This window comes from Actinacidiphila yanglinensis, assembly GCF_900107965.1.
In the GTDB taxonomy this organism is placed as follows: domain Bacteria; phylum Actinomycetota; class Actinomycetes; order Streptomycetales; family Streptomycetaceae; genus Actinacidiphila; species Actinacidiphila yanglinensis.
Genome location: NZ_FNVU01000010.1, coordinates 97104 through 123107 on the forward strand (window position 1 = coordinate 97104; position 26004 = coordinate 123107).

At 74.3% G+C, this 26004-nt stretch carries 17 protein-coding genes; 9 read left to right on the plus strand and 8 right to left on the minus strand.

Annotation, left to right across the window (positions count from 1 at the left end):
• The first annotated feature begins 115 nt into the window (after positions 1–115).
• The 4 genes from C4U44_RS23040 (at position 116) to C4U44_RS23055 (ending at position 4820) form a co-directional block, all read left to right on the plus strand.
• Positions 116–898 (plus strand): class I SAM-dependent methyltransferase, encoded by a 783-nt coding sequence (locus C4U44_RS23040; protein ID WP_103887874.1) that lies wholly within the window; start codon positions 116–118, stop codon positions 896–898.
• 4 nt (positions 899–902) lie between these two features.
• Positions 903–1385 carry an SRPBCC domain-containing protein gene (locus tag C4U44_RS23045; protein WP_103887875.1) on the plus strand — a complete coding sequence of 161 codons (483 nt, stop codon included), beginning with the start codon at positions 903–905 and terminating at the stop codon, positions 1383–1385.
• Positions 1386–1605: 220 nt separating this feature from the next.
• Positions 1606–3660: a CBM96 family carbohydrate-binding protein gene (locus C4U44_RS23050; RefSeq protein WP_103887876.1), complete on the plus strand. Its 2055-nt coding sequence runs from the start codon at positions 1606–1608 to the stop codon at positions 3658–3660.
• A 188-nt stretch (positions 3661–3848) separates the two neighbouring features.
• On the plus strand, positions 3849–4820 hold the full coding sequence (locus C4U44_RS23055) for an SURF1 family cytochrome oxidase biogenesis protein (RefSeq protein WP_103887877.1): 972 nt from the start codon (positions 3849–3851) through the stop codon (positions 4818–4820).
• Between the two features lie 15 nt (positions 4821–4835).
• Here C4U44_RS23055 and yczE read toward each other — a convergent pair whose 3' ends face one another.
• Positions 4836–5588 carry a membrane protein YczE gene (gene yczE, locus C4U44_RS23060; RefSeq protein ID WP_235032282.1) on the minus strand — a complete coding sequence of 251 codons (753 nt, stop codon included), beginning with the start codon at positions 5586–5588 and terminating at the stop codon, positions 4836–4838.
• The gene (locus tag C4U44_RS23065) at positions 5578–6390 is read right to left on the minus strand and encodes a glutamate racemase (protein ID WP_103888055.1); all 813 of its coding nucleotides are present in this window, start codon (positions 6388–6390) and stop codon (positions 5578–5580) included. Before C4U44_RS23065 ends, yczE begins: the two co-directional genes overlap by 11 nt.
• Positions 6391–6674: 284 nt before the next feature.
• Between C4U44_RS23065 and yczR the strand changes: the two genes are divergently transcribed.
• Both yczR and C4U44_RS23075 read left to right on the plus strand, forming a co-directional pair.
• Complete coding sequence (gene yczR / locus C4U44_RS23070) at positions 6675–8186, plus strand: MocR-like transcription factor YczR (RefSeq protein ID WP_103887878.1); 1512 nt, start codon at positions 6675–6677, stop codon at positions 8184–8186.
• A 156-nt stretch (positions 8187–8342) separates the two neighbouring features.
• Positions 8343–9917 (plus strand): APC family permease, encoded by a 1575-nt coding sequence (locus tag C4U44_RS23075; RefSeq protein WP_103887879.1) that lies wholly within the window; start codon positions 8343–8345, stop codon positions 9915–9917.
• A gap of 78 nt (positions 9918–9995) precedes the next feature.
• On the opposite strand, the gene C4U44_RS23080 is transcribed toward C4U44_RS23075, so the two are convergent.
• The 3 genes from C4U44_RS23080 to C4U44_RS23090 all read right to left on the minus strand — a co-directional run bounded on the left by C4U44_RS23080 (position 9996) and on the right by C4U44_RS23090 (position 15550).
• Entirely contained in the window at positions 9996–10391 is a 396-nt protein-coding gene (locus C4U44_RS23080; protein WP_103887880.1) for a roadblock/LC7 domain-containing protein, read from the minus strand.
• Positions 10392–10797: 406 nt separating this feature from the next.
• Positions 10798–12423: a S53 family peptidase gene (locus tag C4U44_RS23085; protein WP_103887881.1), complete on the minus strand. Its 1626-nt coding sequence runs from the start codon at positions 12421–12423 to the stop codon at positions 10798–10800.
• Positions 12424–12709: 286 nt separating this feature from the next.
• Entirely contained in the window at positions 12710–15550 is a 2841-nt protein-coding gene (locus C4U44_RS23090) for a helix-turn-helix transcriptional regulator (protein WP_235032283.1), read from the minus strand.
• Between the two features lie 505 nt (positions 15551–16055).
• On the opposite strand from C4U44_RS23090, the gene C4U44_RS43275 reads away from it, so the two are divergent.
• A complete protein-coding gene (locus C4U44_RS43275) occupies positions 16056–19622 on the plus strand; it encodes a choice-of-anchor D domain-containing protein (protein WP_103887883.1) in 3567 nt (1188 codons plus the stop codon).
• A 75-nt stretch (positions 19623–19697) separates the two neighbouring features.
• Here the strand turns inward: C4U44_RS43275 and C4U44_RS23100 are convergent, their stop codons facing one another.
• Complete coding sequence (locus tag C4U44_RS23100; protein WP_103887884.1) at positions 19698–21140, minus strand: cryptochrome/photolyase family protein; 1443 nt, start codon at positions 21138–21140, stop codon at positions 19698–19700.
• Positions 21137–22687: an SDR family oxidoreductase gene (locus tag C4U44_RS23105; RefSeq protein ID WP_235032284.1), complete on the minus strand. Its 1551-nt coding sequence runs from the start codon at positions 22685–22687 to the stop codon at positions 21137–21139. The genes C4U44_RS23100 and C4U44_RS23105 overlap by 4 nt, the downstream gene beginning before the upstream one ends.
• Before the next feature lie 304 nt (positions 22688–22991).
• Between C4U44_RS23105 and C4U44_RS23110 the strand changes: the two genes are divergently transcribed.
• Positions 22992–24389, plus strand: a complete 1398-nt coding sequence (locus C4U44_RS23110; protein ID WP_103887886.1) for a chloride channel protein — start codon at positions 22992–22994, stop codon at positions 24387–24389.
• A gap of 112 nt (positions 24390–24501) precedes the next feature.
• A complete protein-coding gene (locus C4U44_RS23115; RefSeq protein WP_103887887.1) occupies positions 24502–25464 on the plus strand; it encodes an SDR family NAD(P)-dependent oxidoreductase in 963 nt (320 codons plus the stop codon).
• A 71-nt stretch (positions 25465–25535) separates the two neighbouring features.
• Here the strand turns inward: C4U44_RS23115 and C4U44_RS23120 are convergent, their stop codons facing one another.
• Positions 25536–25994 carry a nucleoside deaminase gene (locus C4U44_RS23120; protein WP_235032285.1) on the minus strand — a complete coding sequence of 153 codons (459 nt, stop codon included), beginning with the start codon at positions 25992–25994 and terminating at the stop codon, positions 25536–25538.
• Between the last annotated feature and the right edge of the window lie 10 nt (positions 25995–26004).

The window sequence follows — 26004 nt, forward strand, 5'->3', positions numbered from 1 at the left end:
GACTCCGCGACCAGGCGTTCCGCCACCGTCCGCCAGGAAGTTCCTGCATCGAGGCCCTGCGTGGCCGCCGCCATATTCGGTTGCCCGGGCGGAGCCTTTCACCGACGCTGGCCCGATGTTCTCGGACGACGATGCCGCCGCCATGTACGACATCCTCAACCCCTGGGGGCCCGGGCGCCCGCGCGAGGAGGGCTTCTACCTGCCGCTGATCATGGCCGCCGAGTCGGTCCTGGACGTCGGGTGCGGCACCGGCGCCATGCTGCGGGTCGCCCGGGAACGCGGTCACCGGGGCCGGTTGACCGGCCTGGATCCCGATCGGGCGGCGCTGCGACGGGCCCGGGCCCGGGCGGACGTCACGTGGGTGGAGGGCATCGCGGCCGACGCCGAGCGCGGGGCCGGCCACGACCTGGTCACGATGACCGGCCACGCCTTCCAGGACCTGGTCACCGACGAGGACGTGCGCGGGTCGCTCGCCGCGATCCACGCGGCCCTGCGCCCCGGCGGCCGGTTCGCCTTCGAGACGCGGCATCCCCAGGCGCGCGCCTGGGAGACGTGGACGCGTACCAACCCCGCCGACGAGGTCGCGTTCAGCGACGGGAACGGGCGCGACCTGCGTTACTGGCACGAGGTCGACTCCGTCGACGGGGACGTGGTGGCCTTCCACGGCACCGTGGCCGCGCCGGACGGGCGGGTGCTGCGGGTGCTGACCGAGACCGTACGGTTCCTGGACGTCCCGGCGCTCAACGCGTTGCTGGCGGCGGCGGGTTTCACGATCGAGGGGCAGTACGGCGACTGGGAGCGCGGGCCGATCACCGCGTCGAGCCGGGAGATCATCACCGTCGCCCGCCGCGCGGGTAGGGCGGATACGGCCGAGCGGGCGCGGACGATCGTAGGGTGAGGGCATGTACACCACGCGGGTGACCGGGCATGTGAACGCGCCGCGTGCGGCGGTCTACGCGGCGCTGGTCGACGCCGACGCGATCGCCAAGTGGCGCGCCCCGGAGGGCATGAGCACGCAGGTGCACGTCTTCGAGCCCCGCGAGGGCGGCGCGTTCCGGATCTCGCTGACCTACGACGCGCCGACGGGGGTCGGCAAGTCCGAGGCGCGCACCGACACGTACCACGGCCGCTTCGTACGGCTCGTGCCCGGCGAGGAGGTGGTGGAGGAGATCGAGTTCGAGACGCAGGACCCTCGCTTCGGCGGCCTGATGACGGTGACGACGACGCTGACCGACGCCGCTGCGGACGAGGCCGCGGCGCCCGGCACCGACGTGCTGATCGTCCACGAGGGCGTCCCCGACAGCGTGCCTCCGGCCGACAACGAGACCGGCACCCGGATGTCGCTCGCGCACCTCGCCGCCCTCGTCGAGGCGGGCCGCCGGTGAGGCGCCGACGGGTGCCGAAGGGCCGATGCGCGGAGGCCGGGGCGGGCGAAGCACGGTGAGACGGGCGACGCGGGCACGGCCAAGTGCAGCGTGTGGCACGGGAGATGACGCGATCGCGCCGGACTGCGCGGGAACACCGACCCGATAGCGCCGGAAACGCTAGCCTTGCCTGCGTTGAGGCCGTTTCGGCCGCACCGGTCGGTCCGAGCCAGGGGGGCTCATGCGTAGAGCTGGGGTACTGTCGGCGGCGCTGTCACTCGCCGCCCTGTCGATGATCGGGTTCACCGCGGCGCAACCGTCGCACGCCCTCACGGCGCCGGTCGCCATGACGGCGGACGACCTGCCGACCTGGCAGACCAACGGCGTGGTGTGGGCGCTCGCCCAGGCACACGGCGTCGTCTACGCCGGCGGCACCTTCTCGACCGTGCGGCCGCCCGGCGCCGCCGCCGGCACCAGCGAGCAGTCGGCCCTCAACTTCCAGGCGTTCGACGCCGCTTCGGGTGCGCCCACCTCCTGCAAGCTGTCCTTCACCGTCGGGTCCGGCACCGCGACGGTCCGCGCGCTGGCCGTCTCGCCCGACCAGTCGACGCTCTACGCGGGCGGCACCTTCGGCTCGGTGAACGGCACACCGGTCAGCAACCTGGTGGCGATCGACATCGCCACCTGCACGGTCGAACCCACCTTCAAGGTGTCGGTGTCCTCGCAGGTGCGCGGCATCACGGTGACCGCGGACACGGTCTACTTCGCGGGCAACTTCAGCACGGTCGCCGGGCAGACGCGGCAGCACTTCGCGGCGGTGTCGACCACCGGCGCCCTCAAGCCGTTCACCGCCAACGCCGACAAGGCCGGCAAGGCGATGGTGGTCAGCCCGGACGGCACCGAGGTGGTGCTCGGCGGCGACTTCGACACCGTCAACGGTGCGAGTTCGCACGCGCTGGCCGTTGTCAACGCCACCACCGGCGCCAACGTGAAGACGTACCCCGGCTTCATCCCCGCCACCTCGACGGTGCAGAGCCTCGCCGAGGACGCGGACGGCTTCTACACCGGCAACGAGGGCACCGGCGGCGGCGTGTTCGACGGCCGGATCGCCGTCAACTTCAGCAACCTGGCCCAGCGTTGGCGCGACACCTGCCTGGGGGCCACCCAGTCCGTGACGGTCTACCACGGCGTCCTCTACAGCGCCTCGCACGCGCACGACTGCTCCAGCATGGGGCAGTTCCCACAACTCACCGACGACCGACAGCACTTGCTCGCCGAGTCCGTCGACAACCCGAAGCCGCTGCTCAGCTGGTTCCCGGACACCGACGACGGTCCCGCGGGCACCGAGCAGATCGGCCCGCGGGCCCTCACCGTCGCGTCCAGCGGCGGCGTCGACTACATGTGGGTGGGCGGGGAGTTCACCCGCGTCGCGAGCAACGGCAACCGCCCGCAGCAGGGCCTGGTGCGCTTCCCGAGCACCCCCGACACCCGGCCGCCGTCCGTGCCGCTGAACGTCACCGCGGCGCGCATCACCGGCGGCGTGCAGGTGAACTTCCAGGCGAGCCTGGACCTGGACGACTCGGCGCTCACCTACCGGATCTACCGCGACGGCGCGGAGATCGGCACCATCGGCGGCGACTCCAAGTTCTGGCTGCGCCCGACGCTGACCTTCAAGGACCTCTCCACCCAGCCCGGCACCACGTACTCCTACCAGGTCACCGCGGGCGACCCGGCCGGGAACACCAGCGCCAGGTCGGCGGCGGTGAGCGTCACCACCCCGGGCACGCCGACCTCCTCGACGGTCACGCTCCAGTCCACGGCCGACTCCTACGTCAACGCCGCCGCCACGTCGGCGAACTACGGCTCCGACCAGCAGATCGCGGTACGCGGCAGCTCCGCCTACGCGTCGTACCTGCGCTTCGACCTGCCCGCCGCACCCAGCGGCATGGTGCTCAAGAGCGCCCAACTGGCCGTCCGCACCAGCTCCGACACGCTGGCCGGATCGACCGACACCCTCAACGTGATGCCGGTGACCGGTAGTTGGACCGAGACGGGTGTCACCTGGGCGAACCGCCCCACCCTCGGCACGACCGCCCTCGGCGTCATCACCGCGCCGTCGGCGCTCCAGACCGACTACACCTCGACCCTCACCCCGGCCCCGCTCAGCGCCCGCCTCGGCGGCAGCTACGACCTCGCCCTCACCTCCACCGGCACCGACTCGGCGTGGTTCTGGTCCAGGAACGCCCCGACGACCACCAGCCGCCCCCAGCTCACCCTCACCTTCGGCACGCCCTGAGCGGGGCGGACCGGCCGGCGGGCGCGGCGGACGGGCCCCGGTGATCCGCCCGCCGGTCCCGGGGCGGCCCGGGCCGGGGCCCGGCAGTGGCCCCGGCCCGCGCGCGGTCCAGCCGCCGCAGGCCCCGGGCCCCGCGTGGGGAGTACCCCGTGTGCGGGGGGCGGCGGGGCGGGAGGTACCGTCGTTGCGTGCTTCGCGTCCTGCTCACCCGCCGCTGGATCCTGCTGACCCTGCTGTTCGTGGCGCTGATACTGGTCATGGGCCGGCTGGGGTTGTGGCAGTACCACCGCTACCAGCAGACGAAGCACAGCAACCACCGGATCTCGCTCGCGATGCACGCGAAGCCGGTCCCCATGGGCACCCTGACCCACCCGGGCGCGACCCTGCCCGGCGGCGAGCGGTACCGGCCGGTGACCGCCACCGGGCACTACGACCCCGCGCACCAGTTCGTGGTCCGGCGCCGGACGAACGCCGACGGCACCCTCGGCTTCTTCCTGGTCACCCCGCTGATCACCACCGACGGGGACGCGGTCCTGGTCAACCGCGGCTGGATCGCTCCCGCCGACGACGCCGCCGCGTTCCCCGCGGTGCCGAGGACGCCCACCGGGACGGTCACCCTCACCGGCCGGCTCCAGCTGGACGAGACCACCAGGATCAGCGGGATCCGCGATGTGGGCGGCCTGCCGCCGCGCCAGTTCATGCTGATCAACAGCACGCAGCAGGCGAAGAAGCTCTCCGAGCCGGTGCTCAGCGGCTACCTCGAACTCGTCAGGACCAGCCCGGCCCTCGCGAAGGGCGAGTCGGCCGAGCAGGTCGCCGCGCCCGGCAGCGACAGCCAGTCCACCAGCGACATGGCGGTCGTCGGCCAGGGCGTGCACCTCCCGTACGCGATCCAGTGGTGGCTCTTCGCCCTCATGGTCCCGGTCGGCTGGTACATCCTGCTGCGCCAGGAGTTCAAGGAGCGCCGTAAGAAGGCGGCCGCTCCGGCAGTCGCTGCTCCCGCCGCGGCCGCCGCGCCTCCCGCCGAGCCGGGGTCCCCGGAGAAGCCGGGCACGTCGACCGAGCCCAGCACCCCGGCCGAGCCCAGCACCCCGGCGGAATCCACTACCTCGGACGAGCCCAGCACCTCGGCGGGCGCCGAGGCCACCACCCGCACCTGACCGGCACGGCCCCCGTCACCGCCCCTCGCGCAGCCGCTCCGCTGCCGTGCGGTGGGCGAAGCGCGGCAGCAGGAACTGCGTGATCGGGCCGACCGCGACCGCGTAGAGCACCGTGCCGGGGCCGACGCCGCCGCCGAGCAGCGCGCCCGCGACGAGCACGGTGACCTCCATCAGGGTGCGGACCCGGCGGATCGACCACCCGGTCGCGGCGGCCGTACCCGTCATCAGCCCGTCCCGTGGGCCCGGCCCGAGGCGCGCCCCCACGTAGACCGCGACGGACAGCCCGTTGAGGACGACGCCCCCGGCCAGCAGGCCGACCCGGGCGGGCAGGCCCGGGTGCGGGGGCAGCAGGGCGAGGCCGAGGTCGGAGGAGCAGGCCAGCACGGCGATGTTCGCGAACGTGCCGAAGGTCGGGCGCTGTCGGAGGGGGATCCACAGCAGCAGGACGAGGACGCCGACGATCGCGCCGACGGTGCCGAAGCTCAACGGGGTGTGCCGCTGGACGCCCTCGTAGAGCACGCTCCAGGGGTTGACGCCGAGCGCGGCCCTGACCAGGGCGGACAGGCTGAAGCCGTACATTGCCAGGCCGAGGAGGAGTTGGGGGACGCGGCGGTACGGGTGCGCGCGCAGGGGGACATAGCCGAGGAGCGGGAGGGGGGTGCGGGCGCGCGGCGCCGGTCCGGGAGTGGGTGCGGGTGCAGGTTCGCCGGGTGGCGCGAGGGGGAGGCGCGGGCTGTCCGCGGTGGTCGCAGGGGTGTCACCGCGCATGGGCGCACCCCTGGGCGGGTTCCGGGGCCGCGAGCAGCAACCGGCCTTCGGCGTACGCGAGCGCGGCGGCCGGAAGCGCGGCGTGGCGCCCGCTGTGGAGGACGTGCAGACCGCCGGGGGAGGGGCGGGGTGCCTTCGGGTACGGGCGGGCCCCGATCCTGCGCAGCGTCTGGGCGGCAACGGCGGCGGCCGTCGTGTGCAGGACGACCGGTGCGCGGCCCGGCCGCCCGAGAGCGGTGCGGACCCGTTCCGCGATGAGTTCGTAATGGGTGCAGCCCAGGACGACGGCCCTTACATCGGTGGGGGTGTGCTCGGCTGCCGCGTCGATCGCGTCCCGGATGGCGGCCGGGTCGGCGCGCTCCACGGCGTCGGACAGCCCCGGGCAGGCCACCTCGGTGACACGCACCCCCGCCGCGTACGTCTCGATCAGCGTGCGCTGGTAGGGGCTGCCGGTGGTCGCGGGGGTGGCCCACACCGCGACCGGCCTGCCGCCCGCCGCGGCCGGTTTGATCGCCGGGACCGTGCCGATCACCGGCAGCAGTGGTTCGAACCTTGCCCGCAGGATGGGCAGGGCGTGCACGGTCGCGGTGTTGCAGGCCACCACCAGCGCGTCGGGCCGCTGCGCGGCGGCGGCCTCGGCGACGGCCATCACCCGGTCGGTGAGGTAGTCCGTGCCGCGCGGTCCCCATGGCATGCCGTCCGGGTCCGAGGCGAGGACGAGTTCCGCGTCCGGACGCAGCCGGCGCACCGCGGCCGCCGCGGCGAGCAGGCCGATCCCGGCGTCCATGAGGGCGATGCGCAGGGGGCGCAGGGCCGGGGCGGCGGGCGGGGGCGCTTCGGGTACGGGCCGGGGTCGGTCCTTCGGCCCGGACTCGGGCTCGGCTCTGCGCGCGGGTTCGGATGCTCGCGTGGGCGTGGGCGCGGGCGGGGTGGCCACCGCCCGGGTGCCGTCGGGGTTCTGCATGCCGCCTCCAGATGGTCGGGGTAACTCCGGTGTCCGGGCGCCGCGGTGCACGGCCGGGGCCACTGGCGGCGAGTCTGTACAGTGATTGGCCCGGAGGACACGGCCAATCGGAGGAGAATGGTATGGCGAGCGCTCGGCCCGCCCCCTTCGCGGACGGCCCCGGCGGCCCGCCCGGAGGTGGCCCGCCCCGCGGCGGCCGCACCCTGGGCAGCAGGCAACTCGCCGCGATGCTGCCCGACCTGGCCGGCGCCCGGCCCGCCTACCGCCATCTCGCCCGCGCCATCGCCGCGCTGATCCTCGACGGCCGGATCGCCCTGCATGTCCGGCTCCCCGCCGAGCGCGAGCTGGCCGCGGCCCTCGGCACCAGCCGCGCCACCGTCACCGCCGTGTACGACCTGCTGCGCGCGAGCGGACACGCCACCAGCCGCCAGGGCGCCGGGACCTGGACCGCGCTGCCCGAGGGCCGCACCCCCAGCGGGGTCACCCGCGCGCTCGGGCTGCCCGACACCGCGATCGACCTCGCCCGGGCCGCCCCGGGCCTGCCCGAGCGGGCGATCGCGGACGCCCTCGCCCGGGTCGCTCCGCGGCTGGCCGAGCACGTCCACACCCCCGGCTACCACCCCTACGGACTGCCGGAGCTGCGCGCGGCCGTCGCCGACCGCTTCACCCGGCGGGGCCTGGCGACCGTGCCGGACCAGATCCTGGTGACCTCGGGCGCCCAGCACGCGTTGTCCCTGGTGCTCGGCCTGCTGTCCGCCCCCGGAGACCGGATCGCGGTGGAGAACCCGTCGTACCCGAACGCGCTGGAGGCCATGCGCCGCGCCCGGCTGCGCACCGTTCCCGTCCCGGTGCCCGACACCGGCTGGGACGAGGGGACCGTCGAGTCCACGCTGCGCCAGGCGATGCCCCAACTCGCCTACCTCATCCCCGACTTCCACAACCCGACCGGCTGCCTCATGCCCGACGGCGAGCGGGCCCGTACCCTGCGCGCCGCGCAGCGCTCCGGCACCTGGCTGATCATCGACGAGGCGCTGGCCGAACTCGCCCTGGACGTAGCGGCTCCCGCGCCGTTCGCCGCGCACGCGCCGCCCGGCGGGACCGGCCAGGTCATCACGGTGGGCTCGATGAGCAAGACGCACTGGGGCGGTCTGCGCATCGGCTGGCTGCGCGCCCCGTCCCGGCTGGTCACCGAACTCGCCGCGCAGCGCGTCGCCACCGACATGGGCGGCTCGGTGCTCGACCAGCTCCTCGCCCTGGACCTGCTGGCCGGGGCGGACGACCTGCTGCCGGACCGGCTCGCGGCGCTGCGCGGGCAGCGCGCCGCACTCACCGTGGCGCTGGCCGCCCACCTTCCGCGCTGGACCTGGCAACTGCCTCCCGGCGGGCTGTCGTTGTGGGTCGACCTCGGCGAGCCGATCGCCTCGGCCCTGGCCGAGCGGGTCCTCGACTACGGCGTGCGGATCGAGGGAGGCGCCCACTTCGCCACCGACCCTGGCGTCTTCGAGCAGCGCCTGCGCATCCCGTACACCGCGCCGCCCGAAGCGCTGCGCGAGGCGGTGCAGCGGATGGCTGCGGCCCTCGCCGACGGTCTCCCGCCCACCGCGGCCGAGCGCCGCCCGCACTGGGTCGCCTGAGAGGTCCGAGGACGTCCGCGGGAGCGTACGGTGCGTGCCCGCGGGGGCGTACGACGTCACGCGGGGTGCGTACGGCGCCGCCCGAAGATCACTCCGTCGTGGGACGCCGGGGCGAAGTGGCCGCGGGGGAGCGGAGGAGGCCGGGAAGATCCGGGTATGTCACACTCGTTCCCGCCGGGCGATGCCGCCGCTGTCCCCACCGACGTTCCTGTGGCCGGTCCTCCGGGTCAACCTCCCTCCGAACAAGGGCGGTTCAGCCGGACGCTGACCACGCCGAAGATCGTCTTCATCGTCGTCGCCGCGGCGGCCCCGCTCGCGGCGATGGTGTTCACGGTGCCGCTGTCCTTCGCGCTGGGGGCGGGCCCCGGCGTCCCGGCGCTCTACCTCTGCGCCGGGCTCACCCTGCTCTGCTTCACCTGCGGATACGCCGCGATCAGCCGCGAGGTCCGCCAGGGCGGCGGCTTCTACGGGTACATCGCGCGCGGCCTGGGGCGGCCGGTAGCGGTCGGCGCCGGGATGGTCGCAGTCGTGGCGTACAACGCGGTGGCCGTCTCGCTGGTGGGCGCGTTCGCCTACTTCGCCCGGGACGTGGCCGCCGCGCACGGGCTGCGGCTGGCGTGGGAGGTGTGGGCGGCGCTCGGCCTCGCGGCGGTCGGCGTACTCGGCTACCGGCACGTCGAGTTGAGCGCCCGCGCGCTCGCGGTGTTCATGGTCGGCGAGGTCGCGGTGCTGCTCGCACTGGACGTGGCGGTCCTGGTCGAGCGCGGCGCGAGCGCCCTGCCCGCCGCGTCGTTCGCCCCGCACCAGGCCCTCGCCCCGGGCGCCGGGGTGTCGGTGATGTTCGCGTTCGCGTCGTTCATCGGCTTCGAGTCGGCCGCGCTGTACGGCGAGGAGGCCCGTGACCCGGGGCGGAGCGTCCCCCGGGCGACCCTCGTGGCGGTCCTGCTGGTCGCGTCGTTCTACGCGTTCACCAGCTGGATCACGGTGGGGGCGGTCGGCGCCGACCGGGTAAGGGCGACCGCCGCCGCGCACCTGGGCGACCTCTACTTCGGCCTGGGCGACCGCTACTTGGGTGCCGTGGCCTCGACGGCGATGCAACTCCTGCTGTGCACCAGCCTGTTCGCGAGCTGGCTGGCCCTGCACAACGCCGCCAACCGCTACCTGCTCGTGCTCGGCCGGGACCGGTTGCTGCCGGGCCGGATGGACGCGCTCCACCCGCGGCACCGGGCCCCGCACCGCGCCAGCGTGGTGCAGACGGCCGTCGGCACGCTGGTGGCCGCGGTGTTCGCCGCCGCCGGGCTCGACCCGTTCCTGAACATGTCCACCAGCCTGCTCGGCCTCGGCACGCTCGGCATCATCGCGCTGCAGGCCCTCGCGTCCGTCGCGGTGCTCGGCTTCTACCGCGGCCGCCCGCGCCACTGGTGGCGCACCGCACTCGCCCCTGCGCTGGGCGCCGCGGGGCTGGTGGCCGCCACCGTGCTCGTGCTGGCCAACTTCCCTGTCCTGACCGGCACATCGGCCCCGCTGGTGACGTCCCTGCCCTGGCTGCTCGCCGCCGCGGCCACGGCCGGCACCGGCTACGCCCTCTGGCTGCGCACGGCCCGCCCCCGGCAGTACGCCCGCCTCGCGGGTCTGCCCGGCCCGACCGACCGTATCCCCGCCCAGGCCCCGCCGCCCGACCCCTCGACAGCGCCTCCCGACCGCACCGCCCCGACCTCCCCGTCCCGGTGAAGGCCCGCCCGGCACCCTGCCGAACCCGCCGCAGCGGCCACCCGGAGGGGCCCAGCCAGGGCTGGGCGCGGGAACCGATTAATCGGTGGTGGTCGGGCCCGAGCCGAGGATCGCGGTCAACTGGTCGGTGAGTGCCGACAGTTCGGGGCCGGAGGGGTCGAGCTCGGCGTCCTGGGCGGCGATGACCAGCAGGACGCTCTCCCCGCCGGCCTCGGCGAGCACGATCCGGCCGTCGTTCATGTCCACCACCAGCGTGCGGATGCCGCGGCCCTCGGCCCGTTCGGCCGCCCGGCGTGCCACGCCCATGAGGGTGGCGCCCAGCGCCGCCCAGTGCTCGATCCGCTCGTCGTCGAGTTCATACCCGCACAGCGGCAGCCCGTCCGCCGCGACCACCAGGGCGCCGCGTACCCCCCTGACCTGAGCGAGGTGTTCCTCCACGGTCTTCTGCACCTGGGGGTTGACGGTGGGGATCATGGTGTCTCCGGATCGGTGTGGGAAGTCGCGCCCCGCTGCCGCCGCACCTGTGCCGCGCGGGGGGAGCGAGCCGGACGGAGCGAGCCGGGCGGGCGTCGCGGCAGGAATCACGGCTTCACTATGCGCGGGCACCGGATCACTGCGCAAGGGGCGTTGTGCATGATGCCGGGCATGCGGGCGCCGATCGGCCGGCGGGCCCCGCCCACGTTCGCCGCCCGCGCGCACCGGAAGGGCAGACCGTGGGACCCAACGGTCCGCGCTCGTAACGCCGTTGCGGGCGGCAACGAAGGCACCCACGGAAGCCACCTCGCTCCCGTGCGCGTGAAGGGCCCGCGGCCCGGGCGGGGAGCATTCCCCCGCCCGGGCCGCGGGCTCACTGCGGCCGGACGGCCGCCGCCTTGCCTGCCTACTGGTTGAGCAGCGTGGAGGAGAGGGTCGCCGCGTTGTACGAACCCCAGCCCGTGGTGAAGTCCCAGCCCGCGGCCGCGGAGTACGCGCCGTTGCTGCCACTGGTGATGTCGTGGAAGCCGGTGCCGGCCGCCGTGTAGAGCGCGGGGTTGGCGAAGCCGAGGTTGGCCTTGCCCGCCGCCGCGGCCTGCTGGTTGTACAGGGCGGCGAAGGCCGCCCACTCGGGTGCCGCCGCGCTGGTGCCGCCGACCTGGCCCCAGCTGCCCTGCGAGTAGATGGACACACCCGGGCTCGGGTTGGCCAGCGCCGAGACATCCGGCACCTGGCGCTTGCCGTTGCCCTGGCTCTTGGCGACGGAGCTCTGCCAGCTCGGGACGGCGAACTTCGTGGACGCGCCACCGCCGCCGCCGGACCAGGCGGTCTCCTTGCTCCAGGCGTTGGCCGAGGTGACGGTCAGCGTGGTGCCGCCGACGCCCGTGACGTACGGGTCGGAGGCCGGGTAGTCGACGGACTTGCCGCCGTTGCCCGCGTCGTCGGAGCCGCTGTCACCGGAGGCGGCGAAGAAGCCCAGGCCCTCGGCAGCGCCCTGCTTGAAGACGGCGTCGACGGCGTTGATGTTGGCGGCGGTGCGCTGGCTCTCGGCCGCTCCCCAGCTGATGGACGTGACGGGGGTGCCGCTGTCCACGATCGCCTGGTAGGTGTCGACCTCGCCCGCGTCGGAGTTGGGGCCCTCGAAGACGGTGATCTTCGCCGCGGGGGCGACCGCGTTGAGCACCTCGATGTCCAGCTCGACCTCGACCTGCCCGTCGCCCAGCGAGCCCGAACCGCCGTCCACCTTGCTGACGGTGGGCGCGGTCGAGCTGAGGCCGTAGTGGCTGTCGTACGCGGTGATGTTCGACTGCTGGAAGCCGTCGAACTCCAGCAGGGCGACCTTCTGGCCGCTGCCGGTGGAGCCGGAGACGTTGTAGCCGCCCTTGATCTGCGCCGGGGTGTAGCCGCCGCCGGGGCCGTTGTGCGGGGTGACCGACGAGGGGGCCTGGTGGCGCAGCAGCGCCTGGTTGTTGAGGCCGGAGACGCTGCCGACGATCGACGCGATGGACGCGGGCACCGACGGCGCGGCGGTGTTGGCGTAGAAGGAGCGCCCGGTGGCGCTGTCCTTCCAGTTCGCCAGCGTGGTGCCGAACGCCTTCTCCAACTGCGGCGCGGTGCCGCTCGCGTCGACCAGCAGGTTGCCGGAGTGCGCGGCGCCGACCTTGAGCCCCTGGCCGCGCAGGTAGTCGGTGACCTTCTTCACGTCGGCGCTGCTGCGGCCGTACTGCGCCGCGAACTGGGCCTTCGTCAGGTAGTGCCCGTAGCTGGTCGAGTGGGGGTCGCTGACCTTGGCGATGAAGGTGTCGAGCCCGCTCTCGTTCCGGGGGGTGAGGCTCACGGCGACGGATATGCGCTGTCCGGCCGCGACATCGCCGGTGCGGACCGCGTGAGAGGCGAGGCCCGGCAGCACGTCGCCGGACAGGGAGGTGCGGGCCGAGTCTGAATGGGGGGAAGCGGCTGATGCGGCGGGGATGGCGGCGGCCAGCAGCGCCGGGGTCGCGGCGGCGACCAGCAGTTTCAGACGGAGCGTCACGAAGGTCCTCCATGAGGGGATGGTTCCCGGATCGGGACGATGTCCACGCTAGGGACGGCTGGGGCGGCACATAAGCGTGGGAACCCTTGCGACGACTGTGAACGATGTGTTTCCCGTGGTGGGTGTGGCGCTTCGGTGGAGCAGGTGTGCGGGCACGGTGTCCGGTCGTGGTCTACCCGGGGGCGCACGAGCGGGTGGGCCCCGCCGACGACGGGCTCAGTACGGCGCCGGGCGCCTTGGCTGAGCTCAGGACGGACGGCGCGGGCGCCCCGCCCGAGAGTCGGGCTCAGGGCGCCGCGGAGCCCATCACGTGCGCGAGTTCGGTCCGGGACCGGACACCGAACTTGCGGTACAGCCGCGACAGCGTCCCTTCGACCGTCTTGACGCTGATGAACAGTTCCGCGGCCACCTCCCGGTTGGTGGCGCCGCCCCGGACGAGTTCCGCCACCCTCGCCTCGGCCGGCGTCAGGCTCGCCGGGCTGGTCGCACCCCGCACCACCGCGTCGACCCGGGCGAGTTCGTCCGCGGCCCGCTCGGCCAGCGGCGTGGCGCCGGTCCGCTCCGCGAGGTCCAGCGCCTCGGTGAGGGCGGTCCGCGCGGCGGTACGGTGCCGGGCCCGGCGCTCCACCGCGCCCAGCGCGGTCAGCGTGCGGACCAGCTCCACCGGAAGTTCGAGCCCCCGCAGCCGCTGGACCGACGAACGCAGCAGCACCGCGCCCTCCTTCGCGCGCCCGGCCGCCGCCTCCCGCAGCCCCTCGGACCGTTCCAGCGCGGCCAGGACGCTGCCGGGCACCGGGCCGGTCATGCGCGCGCGGGCGCGCACCAGCACTGCGGCCGCCGCGTCCGTCTCGCCCGCGGTCACCAGCGCCTCGGCGAGGTCGGCGTGCCAGCACAGCAGCGGCGGATCGGCCGCGCCCATCGCGTCGCCGACCTCCAGGGCGCGGCGCAGCGACTCGACGGACCGGGCGGCGCGCCGCCGGTCGCCCGCGAAGAGCGCGGCCTGCCCGAGCACCGCCAGCGCCCGCAGCAGGAAGAGCCGGTCGCCGTCGGCCTCCGAGGCGGCCACCGCGTCCACGGCGAGCCGGCAGGCGTCGTCCGCGCTGCCGCCGAACGTCTCGGCCAGCGCCGCCGCGTAGAGCGCCGGCGCGGACCGCAGCCCGGCGTCGGCCACTACGCGGGTGCAGTGGGCCGCGGTGCGCAGCGCCTCCCGGCACTCGCCCGCCCGCACCTGGACGCGGGTGAGGGCCACCAGCGAGGCCACGTCCTGCTCGACGTCGGCCGCGCCGCCGGTGGCGTCCAGCAGCGCGGTCACCTGGGCGCGGGCGTGCCCGACCCGGTCGGAGTCCAGCGTGAGGATCGCCCGCATCCGCTGGATGCCCCAGCTCTGCGGCCCGTGGTCGGCCCGGGTCAGCGCCCGGTCCAACGCGGCCTCGGCGGCGGCGGGTTCACCGGCCAGCGCGCGCACCCGCGCGAGCGTGGACAGCGCGTCGACCTCGGTGCCGGTGTCCCCGACGTCGGCGGCGCGGGCGGCGGCGAGCAGGGCGTGCTCGGCGGCCTGCGGCAACTCCCCGCACAGCAGGCCGCGCAGGGCGGCCCAGTCGTACAACTTCGCCTCCAGCGCGCGGTCGCCGGCCGCTTCGCGCAGGCCGTCCGTGATCAGGCCGGCCTTGTCGCGCAGCGCCTGCCCGGCGTTGCGCAGCAGCACCAGCCGGGCACCGACCCGGCCGGAGGCGGAGGCGGAGCCGTCCAGGACGCGCTGCGCGATGCGCTCGGACTCCTCGCGGTGGCCCGCGTCGCAGGCGAACCCGGCCGCGTACAGCAGGCGTTGGTCGCGCGGCTCGGTGCGCTCCGGGGTGCGGAGCGCGGCGAGTACGGCGAGTTCCGCGGCGGTGGCCGCGTCGCCGCGCTCGCGCGCCGTGTGCGCGGCCGTCATGACCGCGAGCGCGACGGACTCGTCCTCCTGGGGGTGGGCCAGCGCCAGGTGCCGTGCCGCTGCCACGGGTTCGCCGGCCGCGGCGGCCAGCAGCGCGTGCGCGCGGCGGCGGGCCGGGCCGGAGGCGTCCGCGCACAGGGCGACAGGCAGCAGCGGGTGGCCGAAACGCACCGCGCCCGACGCGTCGCAGGCCACCACGCCGAGCCGCTCCGCCGCGTCCAGCGCGGTCGCGGTGGGTCCGGTGCCGGCGGCCGACCGCAGCAGGGTGAGCGTCGGGCGGGTGGCGGCCGCGGCCATCAGCAGCACGTCCTGGACGGGCTCGGGCAGCGTGCGGACCCGGTCGAGGACGAGCGCCCGCAGATCCCCGGGGACGGGCAGGAAGCCGTCGGACAGCGAGGGCGGGCCGGTGCGCAGCGCCTCGCGTCCCAACGCCAGGGCGTACAGCGGGTTTCCGGCCGCGGCGTGCAGCACCGCGCGCAGCGCGGACGGCGGCAGGGTCACCCCGGACGCGAGCAGCAGCAGCGCCATGTCGTCGTCGCCCAGCGGGGGCACCGCCACCTCGGCGGTGCCCGGCGGGCAGCAGTGCGTACGGGCGGGCCGGCCGCCCTCGGCCACCCGCTCGCTCGCGGCGATCCGCACGTCGGCTCCCTCCAGCCGGCGCGCGGCGAACGCCAGCACCTGCGCGCTCGGCTCGTCCAGCCACTGGACGCCGTCCACCAGCAGGACGACGGGCGCCCGTCGGGCGAGCAGCCGCAGCGCCTCCAGCACGGCCACCCGCACCGCGAGCCCGCCGTACGGCCCGACCGGTCCGTGCCCGCGCAGGAGCGCCGTCCGCAGGGCGGTGCGCGGCCCGGACGGCAGGGACTCCAGCACGTCCTGGGGCACCCGCGCGAACAGGTCGATCACCCCCACGTACGGCAGCGGGGTGTCGTCGGCGGCGGGGGAGCAGCGCAGGACGGTCGCGCCGCCGTCGACGGCCCGCGCGGTGAGCGCGCCGAGCAGCACGGACTTGCCGATACCGCGCGGGCCGTGCACCAGCAACCCGCCGTCCTGCCAGAGGCGTTGCCAGACCTCCTCCAGCAGCGCCTCGCGTCCGGTCGGAGGGGTCGGCGGCCGGTGTCCGGTCCGGGCGGTGACGGGAGGGGAGGGGTGCGGCGGGTAGGCCGGGGCTGCGCCGGCGGCTTCGTATGCCACGGTGCGGGCTGACCTCCTCGTCCGGGACCGCGCGGGAGGGGTGCCCGGGGGACGGCCTCGATGTGTGTCCATGACAATCACAAGAAAGCCGCCTGTCAATGGCGCGAGGGGGCCGGGGCGGCCCGTTTTCACATGAACGTGACCGGCGCGCAAGCCGGGGGAAATGCCGCGGGCCTCAGTGGCGCCGACGCCGCGTCAGGCCGGTTGCCGGCGGGGCGACTTCGGATGCCCGCCCGCCCCGCCGTCCGCGCGCGATCACTCAAATGATCACACTCACTCTTGCAAGTAAAAGTCAGGATTCAACGAAAACGGATTCAGATATTGCAGTGATGTGTCGCAGGGGTTACGGTCCCCCTGCGTCGCCACCGGGTCCCGGTGATGCACCGGCGTCCCCCCGTTCCCCCACCACCCTTCCCCTCGCAGTTCGTTACTCCTTGGCCCGCGCCCGGCCGTGTCCTGCGCGCCGCGGTGCCGGTCCGGCTGTTCGTGTCGAAAGGAGCAAGACGTGTTCAGATCCCTCCGAAGTCTCAGACGCGCGGTCGCGGTCGGAGGCACCACCGCGGTGCTCGCCGCGGGCGGTGTGCTCGGCCTCACCCTCCAGCCCGCGTCCGCGGCGACGGCGGCCGCCACCGGCGGCAACGGTGCGAGCCTTCCCTACGTCGAGGTGCAGGCGGAGAGCTCCGCCACCAACGGGACCGTGATCGGCCCGAGTTACGCGGCCGGCGAGCTCGCCGACGAGGCGTCGTACCGCAAGGCGGTGACCCTCAGCGGCTCCGGGAAGTACGTCACCTTCACCACGCCGGTGGCGACGAACTCGATCGACTTCCGCTACAGCATCCCCGACGCGTCCGGCGGCTCGGTGTACACGGCTCCGCTGTCGATGTACATCAACGGCACGAAGCAGCCCGACTTCACGCTCACCAACGCGTACTCCTGGTACTACGGCAGCTACCCCTTCACCAACTCGCCGGGCAGCAACCCGCACCACTTCTACGACGAGGCGCACCGGCTCTTCAGCACCACCTACCCGGCCGGCACCACCTTCAAGTTCCAGGTGGACTCGGGTGACACCGCCTCCTCCTACACGCTCGACTTCGCCGACTTCGAGCAGGTCGGCGCGGCGCTCCCGCAGCCGGCGGGCTCGGTCTCGGTGACCAGCAAGGGTGCCGACTCCAGCGGTGCGGCGGACTCCACCGCCGCCTTCAACGCCGCGATCAGCGCGGCCGGTTCGGGCGGCACCGTGTGGATACCGCCGGGCACGTACAACATCCCCGGGCACATCGCGGTCAACAACGTCACCGTCGCGGGCGCGGGCATGTGGTACTCCACCGTCACCGGTACCGCGCCGGGCTTCTACGGCAACTCCGCGCCCTCGCCGAGCAGCAACGTCCACCTGCAGAACTTCGCGATCTTCGGCAACGTGCAGGAACGCGACGACAGCGCGCAGGTGAACGGGATCGGCGGCGCGATGAGCAACTCGTCGGTGTCGAACCTGTGGATCGACCACATGAAGGTCGGGGCCTGGATGGACGGCCCGATGGACAAGCTGACCTTCAGCGGGATGCGCATCCGCGACACCACCGCGGACGGCATCAACTTCCACGGCGGCGTGACCAACTCCACCGTCACCAACAGCGACATCCGCAACACCGGTGACGACGGCATCGCCACCTGGGCGGACTCCGCCCTCGGCGCCGACGCCAACGACACCATCTCCGACAACACCGTGCAGGACCAGATCCTCGCCAACGGCATCGCGATCTACGGCGGCCACGACAACACCGTCACCGGCAACCTGGTCCAGGACACCGGCCTCGCCCAGGGCGGCGGCATCCACGTCGGGCAGCGCTTCACCTCCACGCCGGTCGGCACCACCACCATCAGCAACAACACCATGATCCGCGACGGCAGCCTCGACCCGAACTGGCAGTTCGGGGTGGGCGCGCTGTGGTTCGACGGCAGCCAGGGCGCCATCACCGGGCCGGTCAACGTCTCCAACGCCCTGATCGAGCAGAGCCCGTACGAGGCCGTGCAGTGGGTCGAGGGCACGGTCAGCGGGGTCAACCTGAGCAACGTGACCATCGCCGGCACCGGCACCTTCGCGCTCCAGGAGCAGACCGGCGGCGCCGCGAAGTTCACCAACGTCACCGCCACCGGCGTGGGCGCGCCCTCACCGGTCTACAGCTGCGAGGGCGGCAACTTCGCCGTCACCGACGGCGGCGGCAACTCCGGCATCGACGGCACCCCGGTCTGCGGCCCGTGGCCCACCCCGGTGTTCCCGCCGTACCCGCCCTCCGGTGTGACCGCCAACCCCAGCGCGCTGTCCTTCGGTTCGGTCGCCACCGGCGCCACCAGCGCGGCGCAGACGGTGACCGTCGCCAACCCGACCGGCACGGCGGCCTCGGTCTCCTCGATCGCCGCCACCGGTGACTTCGCGCAGACCAACACCTGCGGCAGCTCCATCGCCGCCAACGGATCGTGCACGGTCAGCGTCAAGTTCAGCCCGACCGCGACCGGTTCGCGCACCGGCACCCTGACCGTCAACGCCGGCGGCATCACCAACACCGTCAGCCTGTCCGGCACCGGCACCGCGCCCGGCCCGGTGCTCAACGCCAACCCGGGCGGCCTGTCCTTCGCGGGCACCGTCGTCGGCGACACCGCCGCCGCGCAGGCGGTGACCGTCACCAACTCGGGCACCACCTCCGCGAGCGTCTCCGGTGTCTCGGTGACCGGCGACTTCGCGCAGACCAACAACTGCTCCACCGTCGCGGTCGGCGCCTCCTGCACCGTCAACGTCACCTTCAAGCCCACCACCGGCGGGTCCCGCAGCGGCACCCTCACCGTCACCAGCAACGCCAACAACAGCCCGACCACCGTCGGCCTGACCGGCAGCGGCATCGACAGCAACACCAACATCGCGGCCGGCAAGCCCACCTCCGCGAGCAGTAGCAACTCCCTCTACCCCGTGGCGAACGTGACCGACGCCGACGCGTCGACGTACTGGGAGAGCAACGGGGCCTTCCCGCAGTGGGCGCAGGTCGACCTCGGCGCGAGCTACAGCGTCGGCAAGGTCGTGCTGAAGCTCCCGCCGTCCACCGCGTGGGCGGCCCGCAGCCAGACCCTCTCGGTGCAGGGCTCCACGGACGGCTCCAGCTTCTCCACGCTGGCGGCCTCGGCGGCCCGCACCTTCGACCCGGCCACCGGCAACACGGTGACCATCACCTTCAACGCCGCCACCGCGCGGTACGTCCGGATCAACATCACCGCCAACACCGGCTGGACGCAGGCCCAACTGTCCGACCTCGAGGTCTTCCCGAGCGCCGGCGGCAGCACGCCGCCCTCCTCGGCGACCCTTGCGGCCAGCCCGTCCACGCTGACCTTCGGCAGCGTGGCGCCCGGCATCAGCAGCAGCCCGCAGACGGTCACCCTCAGCAACACCGGCACCGCGGCCGCGTCGATCTCCTCGGTCAGCACCTCCGGGGACTTCGCGCAGACCAACACCTGCGGCACCTCGATCGCGGCGGGCGGCTCCTGCACGGTGAGCGTCACCTTCAAGCCCACCGTGGCCGGCACCCGCACCGGCACGCTCACCGTCGCGGGCAACGCGTCGAACAGCCCGACCACCATCCCGCTGTCCGGCACCGGAACCGGCACGGTGAGCGCCAACCTCGCCCTGCACAAGTCCACCAGCGAGTCCAGCCACACCGACGTGTACCCCTCGTCCAACGTGACGGACGGCAACCAGGACACCTACTGGGAGAGCGCCAACAACGCGTTCCCGCAGTGGGTCCAGGTGGACCTCGGCTCCGCGCAGAGCGCCAGCCGCGTCGTGCTCCAGCTCCCGGCGAGCTGGGGCGCCCGCAGCCAGACGCTGTCGCTGTCGGCGAGCAACGACGGCAGCACCTTCACCACCCTGAAGGCGTCGGCGAGTTACAGCTTCGACCCGACGAGCGGCAACACGGTCACCCTGTCGTTCGCCGCGACCAGCCAGCGCTACTTCCGGCTGAACGTCACGGCCAACACGGGCTGGCCGGCCGGCCAGCTCTCGGAGTTCCAGGTCTGGAACATCTGACCTGACCCGCACCACGGTGCCGCCGGGCGAACTCCCGCCCGGCGGCACCGCCATGCCGGCGCCGAACGACAGGCCCTAGTCCAGGCCCCTGCCCTGCCGGAAACGGGCCAGCCCCTCGGACAGGTCGACGATCGGGTCCGGGTAGCCGGAGTCCGCCCGCTCCTTGGCCGGCAGCCGCCACGGCTCGTGCACCGCCGCGCCCGCCACCCCGGCCAGCTCCGGCACCCAGCGGCGCACGTAGTCGCCGTCCGGGTCGTACCGCTTCGCCTGGAGCAGCGGGTTCAGCACCCGGTTGGGACGCGAGTCGGTGCCGGTGCCGGCCACCCACTGCCAGTTGAGCTGGTTCTCGGCGATGTCGCCGTCGACCAGCAGGTCCAGGAAGTGGCGGGCGCCGACCCGCCAGTCCAGGTAGAGCGTCTTGGCGAGGAAGCTCGCCGCCAGCAGCCGGCCCCGGTTGTGCATCCAGCCCTGCGCGCTCAGCTGGCGCATCGCCGCGTCCACCACGGGGTAGCCGGTCCGGCCCTGCCGCCACGCCTCCGCGTCGGCGTCCGCGGCCGCCCCGGTCCGCCAACGGTCCTGCCGGGTGCGGTAGTCGGCCGTCGCGACGGCCGGACGCGCGGCGAGCACCTGCTGGTGGAAGTCACGCCAGCACAGCTGCCGGACGAACGCCTCCGCGCCGGGCCCGCCCTTCGCCAGCGACCTGCGCACCACCTCGACGGGGGACAGGGTGCCGAAGTGCAGGTGCGGGGAGATCCGCGAGGTCGCGTCGCCGGGCAGGTCGTCGTGTCGCTCGCCGTAGTCGTCGACGCCGCGGCGCAGCCACCCGGCGAGCAGCCGGCGTCCCTCGGCCTCGCCGCCGGCGGCCAGTTCGGGCGACACCGAGCCGATCGACCCGCGTGCCGCGATCAGCGCCGAGCGCAACGAGCCCGGTACGCGGACGGTGCGGGGTGCGGCGAGCGGGTCGCGCAGCGACTCCTGCTGCCAGCGCCGGAAGTACGGCGTGAACACCGCGAAGTGGGTGGAGTTCTGCGGGGTGACCCAGCCCGGCGGTACCGCGGTGACCACGGCGTCGTGGACGTGCAGCCGCCGACCGTCGGCGGCCAGGGCGTCGCGCAGCCGTTCCTCGCGGTGCTGCGCGAACGCGCTGTACCCGGCGGCGAGGTGCACCTCGTCCGCGCCCGCCTCGCGCGCCACCGCGCGCACCTCGGCGGCCGGGTCGCCCTCGCGCACCACCAGCCGCCCGCCGCGCTCGCGCAGCGCCGCGTCCAGCGACTCCAGGCAGTCGGCAAGGAACGCCCGCCGGTTGGGCGCGGCGAACCCGGCGCCGTCCACCGCCGGGTCGCGGACGAAGAGGGGCACCACCTCGTCCGCGGCGGCCAGGGCAGCCCGCAGCGGCGGATGGTCGTGCAGGCGCAGATCGGAGGTGAACAGCACGACCGCGCACCGGTGTTCACCCGAAGCCGCTGCCGAGCCCGAGCCGGCCGAGCCGGATGCCGTGTTCGGCGTCTTCCCGTTCATGAGGCACGCCCCTTCCCGCCGTCGTGCGAGGACGTACCGCCTGCCGAGGTGCCGCCGGTCCCGCCCGCCCGGTTCGCCGCCTGCGCGATGTTCCGGGCCATCCCGCCGAACACCGTGCTGTGGAAGGGGGAGATGGACCACCAGTAGGCGTGCCCGAGCAGCCCCCGGGGGTGGAAGACGGCACGCTGGCGGTAGCGGGTGCGGCCGGAGTCGTCGGTGTCGGCGCGCATCTCCAGCCAGGCCGGGCCTGGCAGCCGCATCTCGGCCCGCAGGCGCAGCAGCCTGCCCCGGTCGATCTCCTCCACCCGCCAGAAGTCCAGCGAGTCGCCGATCCGCAGCCGTTCGGCGTCCCGCCGCCCGCGCCGCAGGCCGACCCCGCCCACCAGCCGGTCCAGCCAGCCGCGCACCGCCCACGCCAGCGGGAAGGAGTACCAGCCGTGCTCGCCGCCGATCCCCTCGATCACCTTCCACAGGTCGGCCGGTGAGGCGTCGACGGCCGCCTCCCGCTCGTCGGTGTAGAGGCTGCCGCCGGCCCAGTCCGGGTCGGTGGGCAGCGGGTCGCTGGGCGCGCCCGGTACGGACGCCGAGGTCCAGCGGGTGGTCACCTGCGCGTCCCGCACCCGTTGCAGCGCCAGCCGCAGTGCGGTGTCGACGTCGAGCGGGCCGCCCGGCGGGTCCGGCACGTAGGCGGCGATGTCGTGCTCGTGGCACACCACTTCGTGCCGCAGCGACTCGGCGAGCGGGCGGGCCACGCTCGCCGGCACCGGCGTGACCAGCCCGACCCAGTGGCTGGACAACCGCGGGGTCAGCACCGGCACCGGCACGATCACCCGTTTCGGCAGCCCGGCCACGGCGGCGTAGCGCTGCATCATGTCCCGGTACGTCACCACGCCGGTGCCGCCGATGTCGAAGGAGCGGTTCACCTCGGGCGGCATCGCGGCGCTGCCCACCAGGTAGCGCAGCACGTCCCGTACGGCGATCGGCTGGAGGCGGGTGCGCACCCAGCTCGGCGTCACCATGGCCGGCAGCCGCTCGGTGAGGTAGCGCAGCATCTCGAACGACGCGGAGCCGGAGCCGATGATGACCGCGGCCCGCAGCACCGTGGTCGGCACGCCCGAGTCGAGCAGGATCCGTCCGACCTCGGCACGCGAGCGCAGGTGCGGCGAGAGCCGGTCGACCGGGACACCCTGCGGGGTGAGGCCGCCGAGGTACACGATCCGGCGCACCCCGGCCGCCCGGGCCTGCTCGGCGAAGGTCCGCGCCGCCGCACGGTCGGTCCGCTCGAACCCGGCCCCGGTGCCCAGCGCGTGCACCAGGTAGTAGGCCACCTCGACGTCGCGCATCGCCGCTCCCACCGCGTCCGCGTCCAGTACGTCGCCGGGTGCCACCTCCACCTGGTCCACCCAGGGGTGGTCGCGCAGCTTCACGGGAGTGCGGGCGAGGCAGCGCACCGCGTACCCGGCGTCGAGGAGTTGCGGGACGAGCCGGCCGCCGATGTACCCGGTCGCCCCGGTCACCAGGCACCGGGGTGCGGGTTGGGCTGTCACGTGCCTCACCGTACCCGACCGATCGTGCCCGATCAGTGACCGAGCGTGTCCGAGAAGGTGCGGCGGTTCGGGGAAACGGGGGCAGCGGGGGAGCCGGCAAGCGGGGAGAGGGGAACGGCAGCGGCCGGAGGCAGCCGGGCGGTGGCGGACGTTGCCGAGCGGGGGCCGCGCCTTGCGGCATTCGGACCGCTCCGGCCGCTCCGTCGGGGGACCCGGCAGGTGTCGGCCGCCGGCGGAGCGTCCGCCGGTGCTTGGGTCGGCTGGTCGGGACACGCGAACGCGGTCGGCGGTGAGGCGGTGGGTCATGGCCGGAGGGGCGGCGGGCGCGGGCGCGGAGGGTGCGCACGGGCAGGACGGATCGGGCGGCTCGGACGGATCCGGCAAGGGGGCGGCGGCCCAGGCGGACTCCCTGCTGCGCAGCCGGGGTTACCTGAACCTGCTCGTGCTGGCGGTCCTGCTCGGCGTGCCGATCTCCGTGGCCTCCTTCGCCTTCCTCGCGCTGGCGAACAAGCTGGAGCCGCTGCTCTACCACGACCTGCCCCGCTCGCTCGGGTTCCACGAGACCCCGCCGTGGTGGCCGCTGCCGCTGCTCGCGGTCGGCGCGGTGGTGACCGCGCTGTGCGTCCTCTTCCTGCCCGGCGCCGGCGGCCACGAGCCGACCAAGGGCTTCTCGCCGTCCGGTTCACCCGCATTGGCCGCGCTGCCGAGCATCGTGCTCGCCGCGCTGGCCACGCTCGCCTTCGGCGCCGTGCTCGGCCCGGAGGCGCCGCTGCTCGCTCTGGGCGGCGGGCTGGCCGCCGGACCGTTCCGGCTGCTCAAACCCGGCCTGCCCGAGCAGACTTACGCGGTGCTCGGCGCTACCGGCAGCTTCGCCGCGGTGAGCTCGCTGCTCGGATCGCCGCTGCTGGGCGCGTTCCTGCTGATGGAGGCGGCCGGGCTGGGCGGCCCGATGCTCGGCCCGGTGCTGGTGCCGGGCCTGCTCGCCTCCGGGATCGGCTCGCTCATCTTCATCGGGATGGGCTCGTGGACGGGCCTGGGAACGTACTCGCTCAAGCTGCCCAGCGTGCCGAAGGCGGCCGATCCCACCGCCGCGGAGTTCGGCTGGGCGCTGCTGGTCGGGCTGGTCGCGGCCCTGCTCGCCGCCGGGGTGCGGTGGCTCGCGCGGTGGCTGCTGCGGTACGTCGAGCGCCAACGGCTGCTGCTCACCGTGGTGCTCGGCCTGCTCGTCGCGGGCCTGGCCATCGCCTACGCGCAGGGCTCGGGCAAGTCCGCCAAGGACGTGCTGTACTCGGGGGAGAGCGCGATGGGCCCGCTGCTCAGCGGCGCCTCGACGTACTCCCTCGGCGCGCTCGTGCTGCTGGTGGCGTGCAAGTCGCTGGCGTACTCCGCCTCGCTGAGCGCCTTCCGGGGCGGGCCGATCTTCCCGTCCCTCTTCATCGGCGCGGCCGTCGGCACCTTCATGTCGCACCTGCCCGGGATGCCGCTGGACGCCGGGTTCGCCACCGGCATGGGCGCGATGAGCGTCGCGATGCTGCGGCTGCCGCTCACGTGCGTGCTGCTGGCCACCCTCCTGCTCGGCAAGGACGGCGTGACGGTGATGCCGCTGGTGATCGTGTCCGTCGTCGTTTCGTACGTGGTCACCGCCCTGCTGTCGCGCCCGGCCGAAGCGGCGCCGGGCGACGCGCACGCCGCGCCGGCGTGATGCGGCGTGACGCGACGTGGCGGGTGGCCGGGCCGCGCCCCGCTCCCGCGGGAGGCGACGTACCGCGCGGCCACTTGCGTTGGAGTGCGCTCCAGCTCCTAGCCTCGGGACCATGACCACACCACAGCAGCCCATCGCATCCGGATTCGGCGCCGACAGCACCGCGGCCGAGGTCCTGCGCGGAATCGACCTGTCGGGGAAGCTCGCGGTCGTCACCGGCGGCTACTCCGGGCTCGGCCTGGAGACCACCCGCGCGCTGGCCGCGGCCGGCGCGCACGTCGTCGTGCCGGCCCGCCGCCCCGACACCGCACGGGAGGCGCTGGCCGGCATCGACGGCGTCGAGCTGGACGAACTGGACCTGGCGGACCTCGACAGCGTCGAGAAGTTCGCCGAGCGGTTCCTCGCCTCCGGCCGCGACATCGACTTCGTCATCAACAGCGCCGCCGTCATGGCCTGCCCCGAGACCCGGGTCGGCCCCGGCTGGGAGGCGCAGTTCGCCACCAACCACCTCGGCCACTACGCCCTGGTCAACCGGCTGTGGCCGGCGATCGAGCGGGGCCGCGGCCGGGTCGTCGCGGTCTCCTCCGGCGGTCACCACAACTCCCCGATCCGCTGGGACGACCTCCAGTTCGACCAGGGCCACTACGACAAGTGGGAGGCGTACGGCCAGGCCAAGACCGCCAACGTGCTCTTCGCCGTCCAGCTCGACGCCCTCGCCCGCGACCACGGCGTGCGCGCCTTCGCCCTCCACCCCGGCGGCATCCTCACCCCGCTGCAGCGGCACCTGCCCAAGCAGGAGATGGTCGACCGCGGCTGGATCGACGAGGACGGCAACCCGCTGAACCCGGCCGGCTTCAAGTCCCCCGAACAGGGCGCCGCGACCCAGGTGTTCGCCGCCACCTCCCCCCAGCTCGACGGTAAGGGCGGGGTCTACCTGGAGGACTGCGACATCGCCTCGCCCTTCGTGCCCGGCGGCCCCCGGGTCGGCGTCAGGGACTACGCGATCGACCCCGAGCAGGCGGCCCGGCTGTGGGACCTGTCGGCGCGGCTGACCGGCGTGAACGCCTTCGCCTGACGGTCCGCCGCGGGTACGCCGGACCGAGGCGCCCGCCGGGCCGCCGCGCCCAACGCGGCGGCCCGGCGGGGTCACCGGCCGATGTCCTCCGACCACAGGTCGGGGCGCGCCTCCACGAAGTCCCGCATCAGCGCGACGCATTCGGCGTCGTCCAGCACGCTCACCCGCACGCCGTGCCGGGTGAGCCACCGGTGGCCCCCGAGGAAGGTGCGCGCCTCGCCGATCAGCACGTGGCCGATGCCGAACTGCCGTACCAGGCCGGAGCAGTACCAGCACGGCGAGAGCGTGGTGACCATGGTGGTGCGCCCGTAGCCGCGCAGCCGACCCGCCGCGCGGAACGCCGAGGTCTCGGCGTGCGCCGACGGATCGCCGTCCTGCACACGGCGGTTGCGGCCGTTGCCGAGCAGGTCGCCCTCCGGGCCGAACAGTGCCGCGCCGATCGGGATCCCGCCCTCGGCGAGCCCGGCCCGCGCCTCCTGGACCGCCACCGCCAGCATCGCCGCCGGGTCCCGTTCCGCCGTCCGCGTCATGCGGTCCACT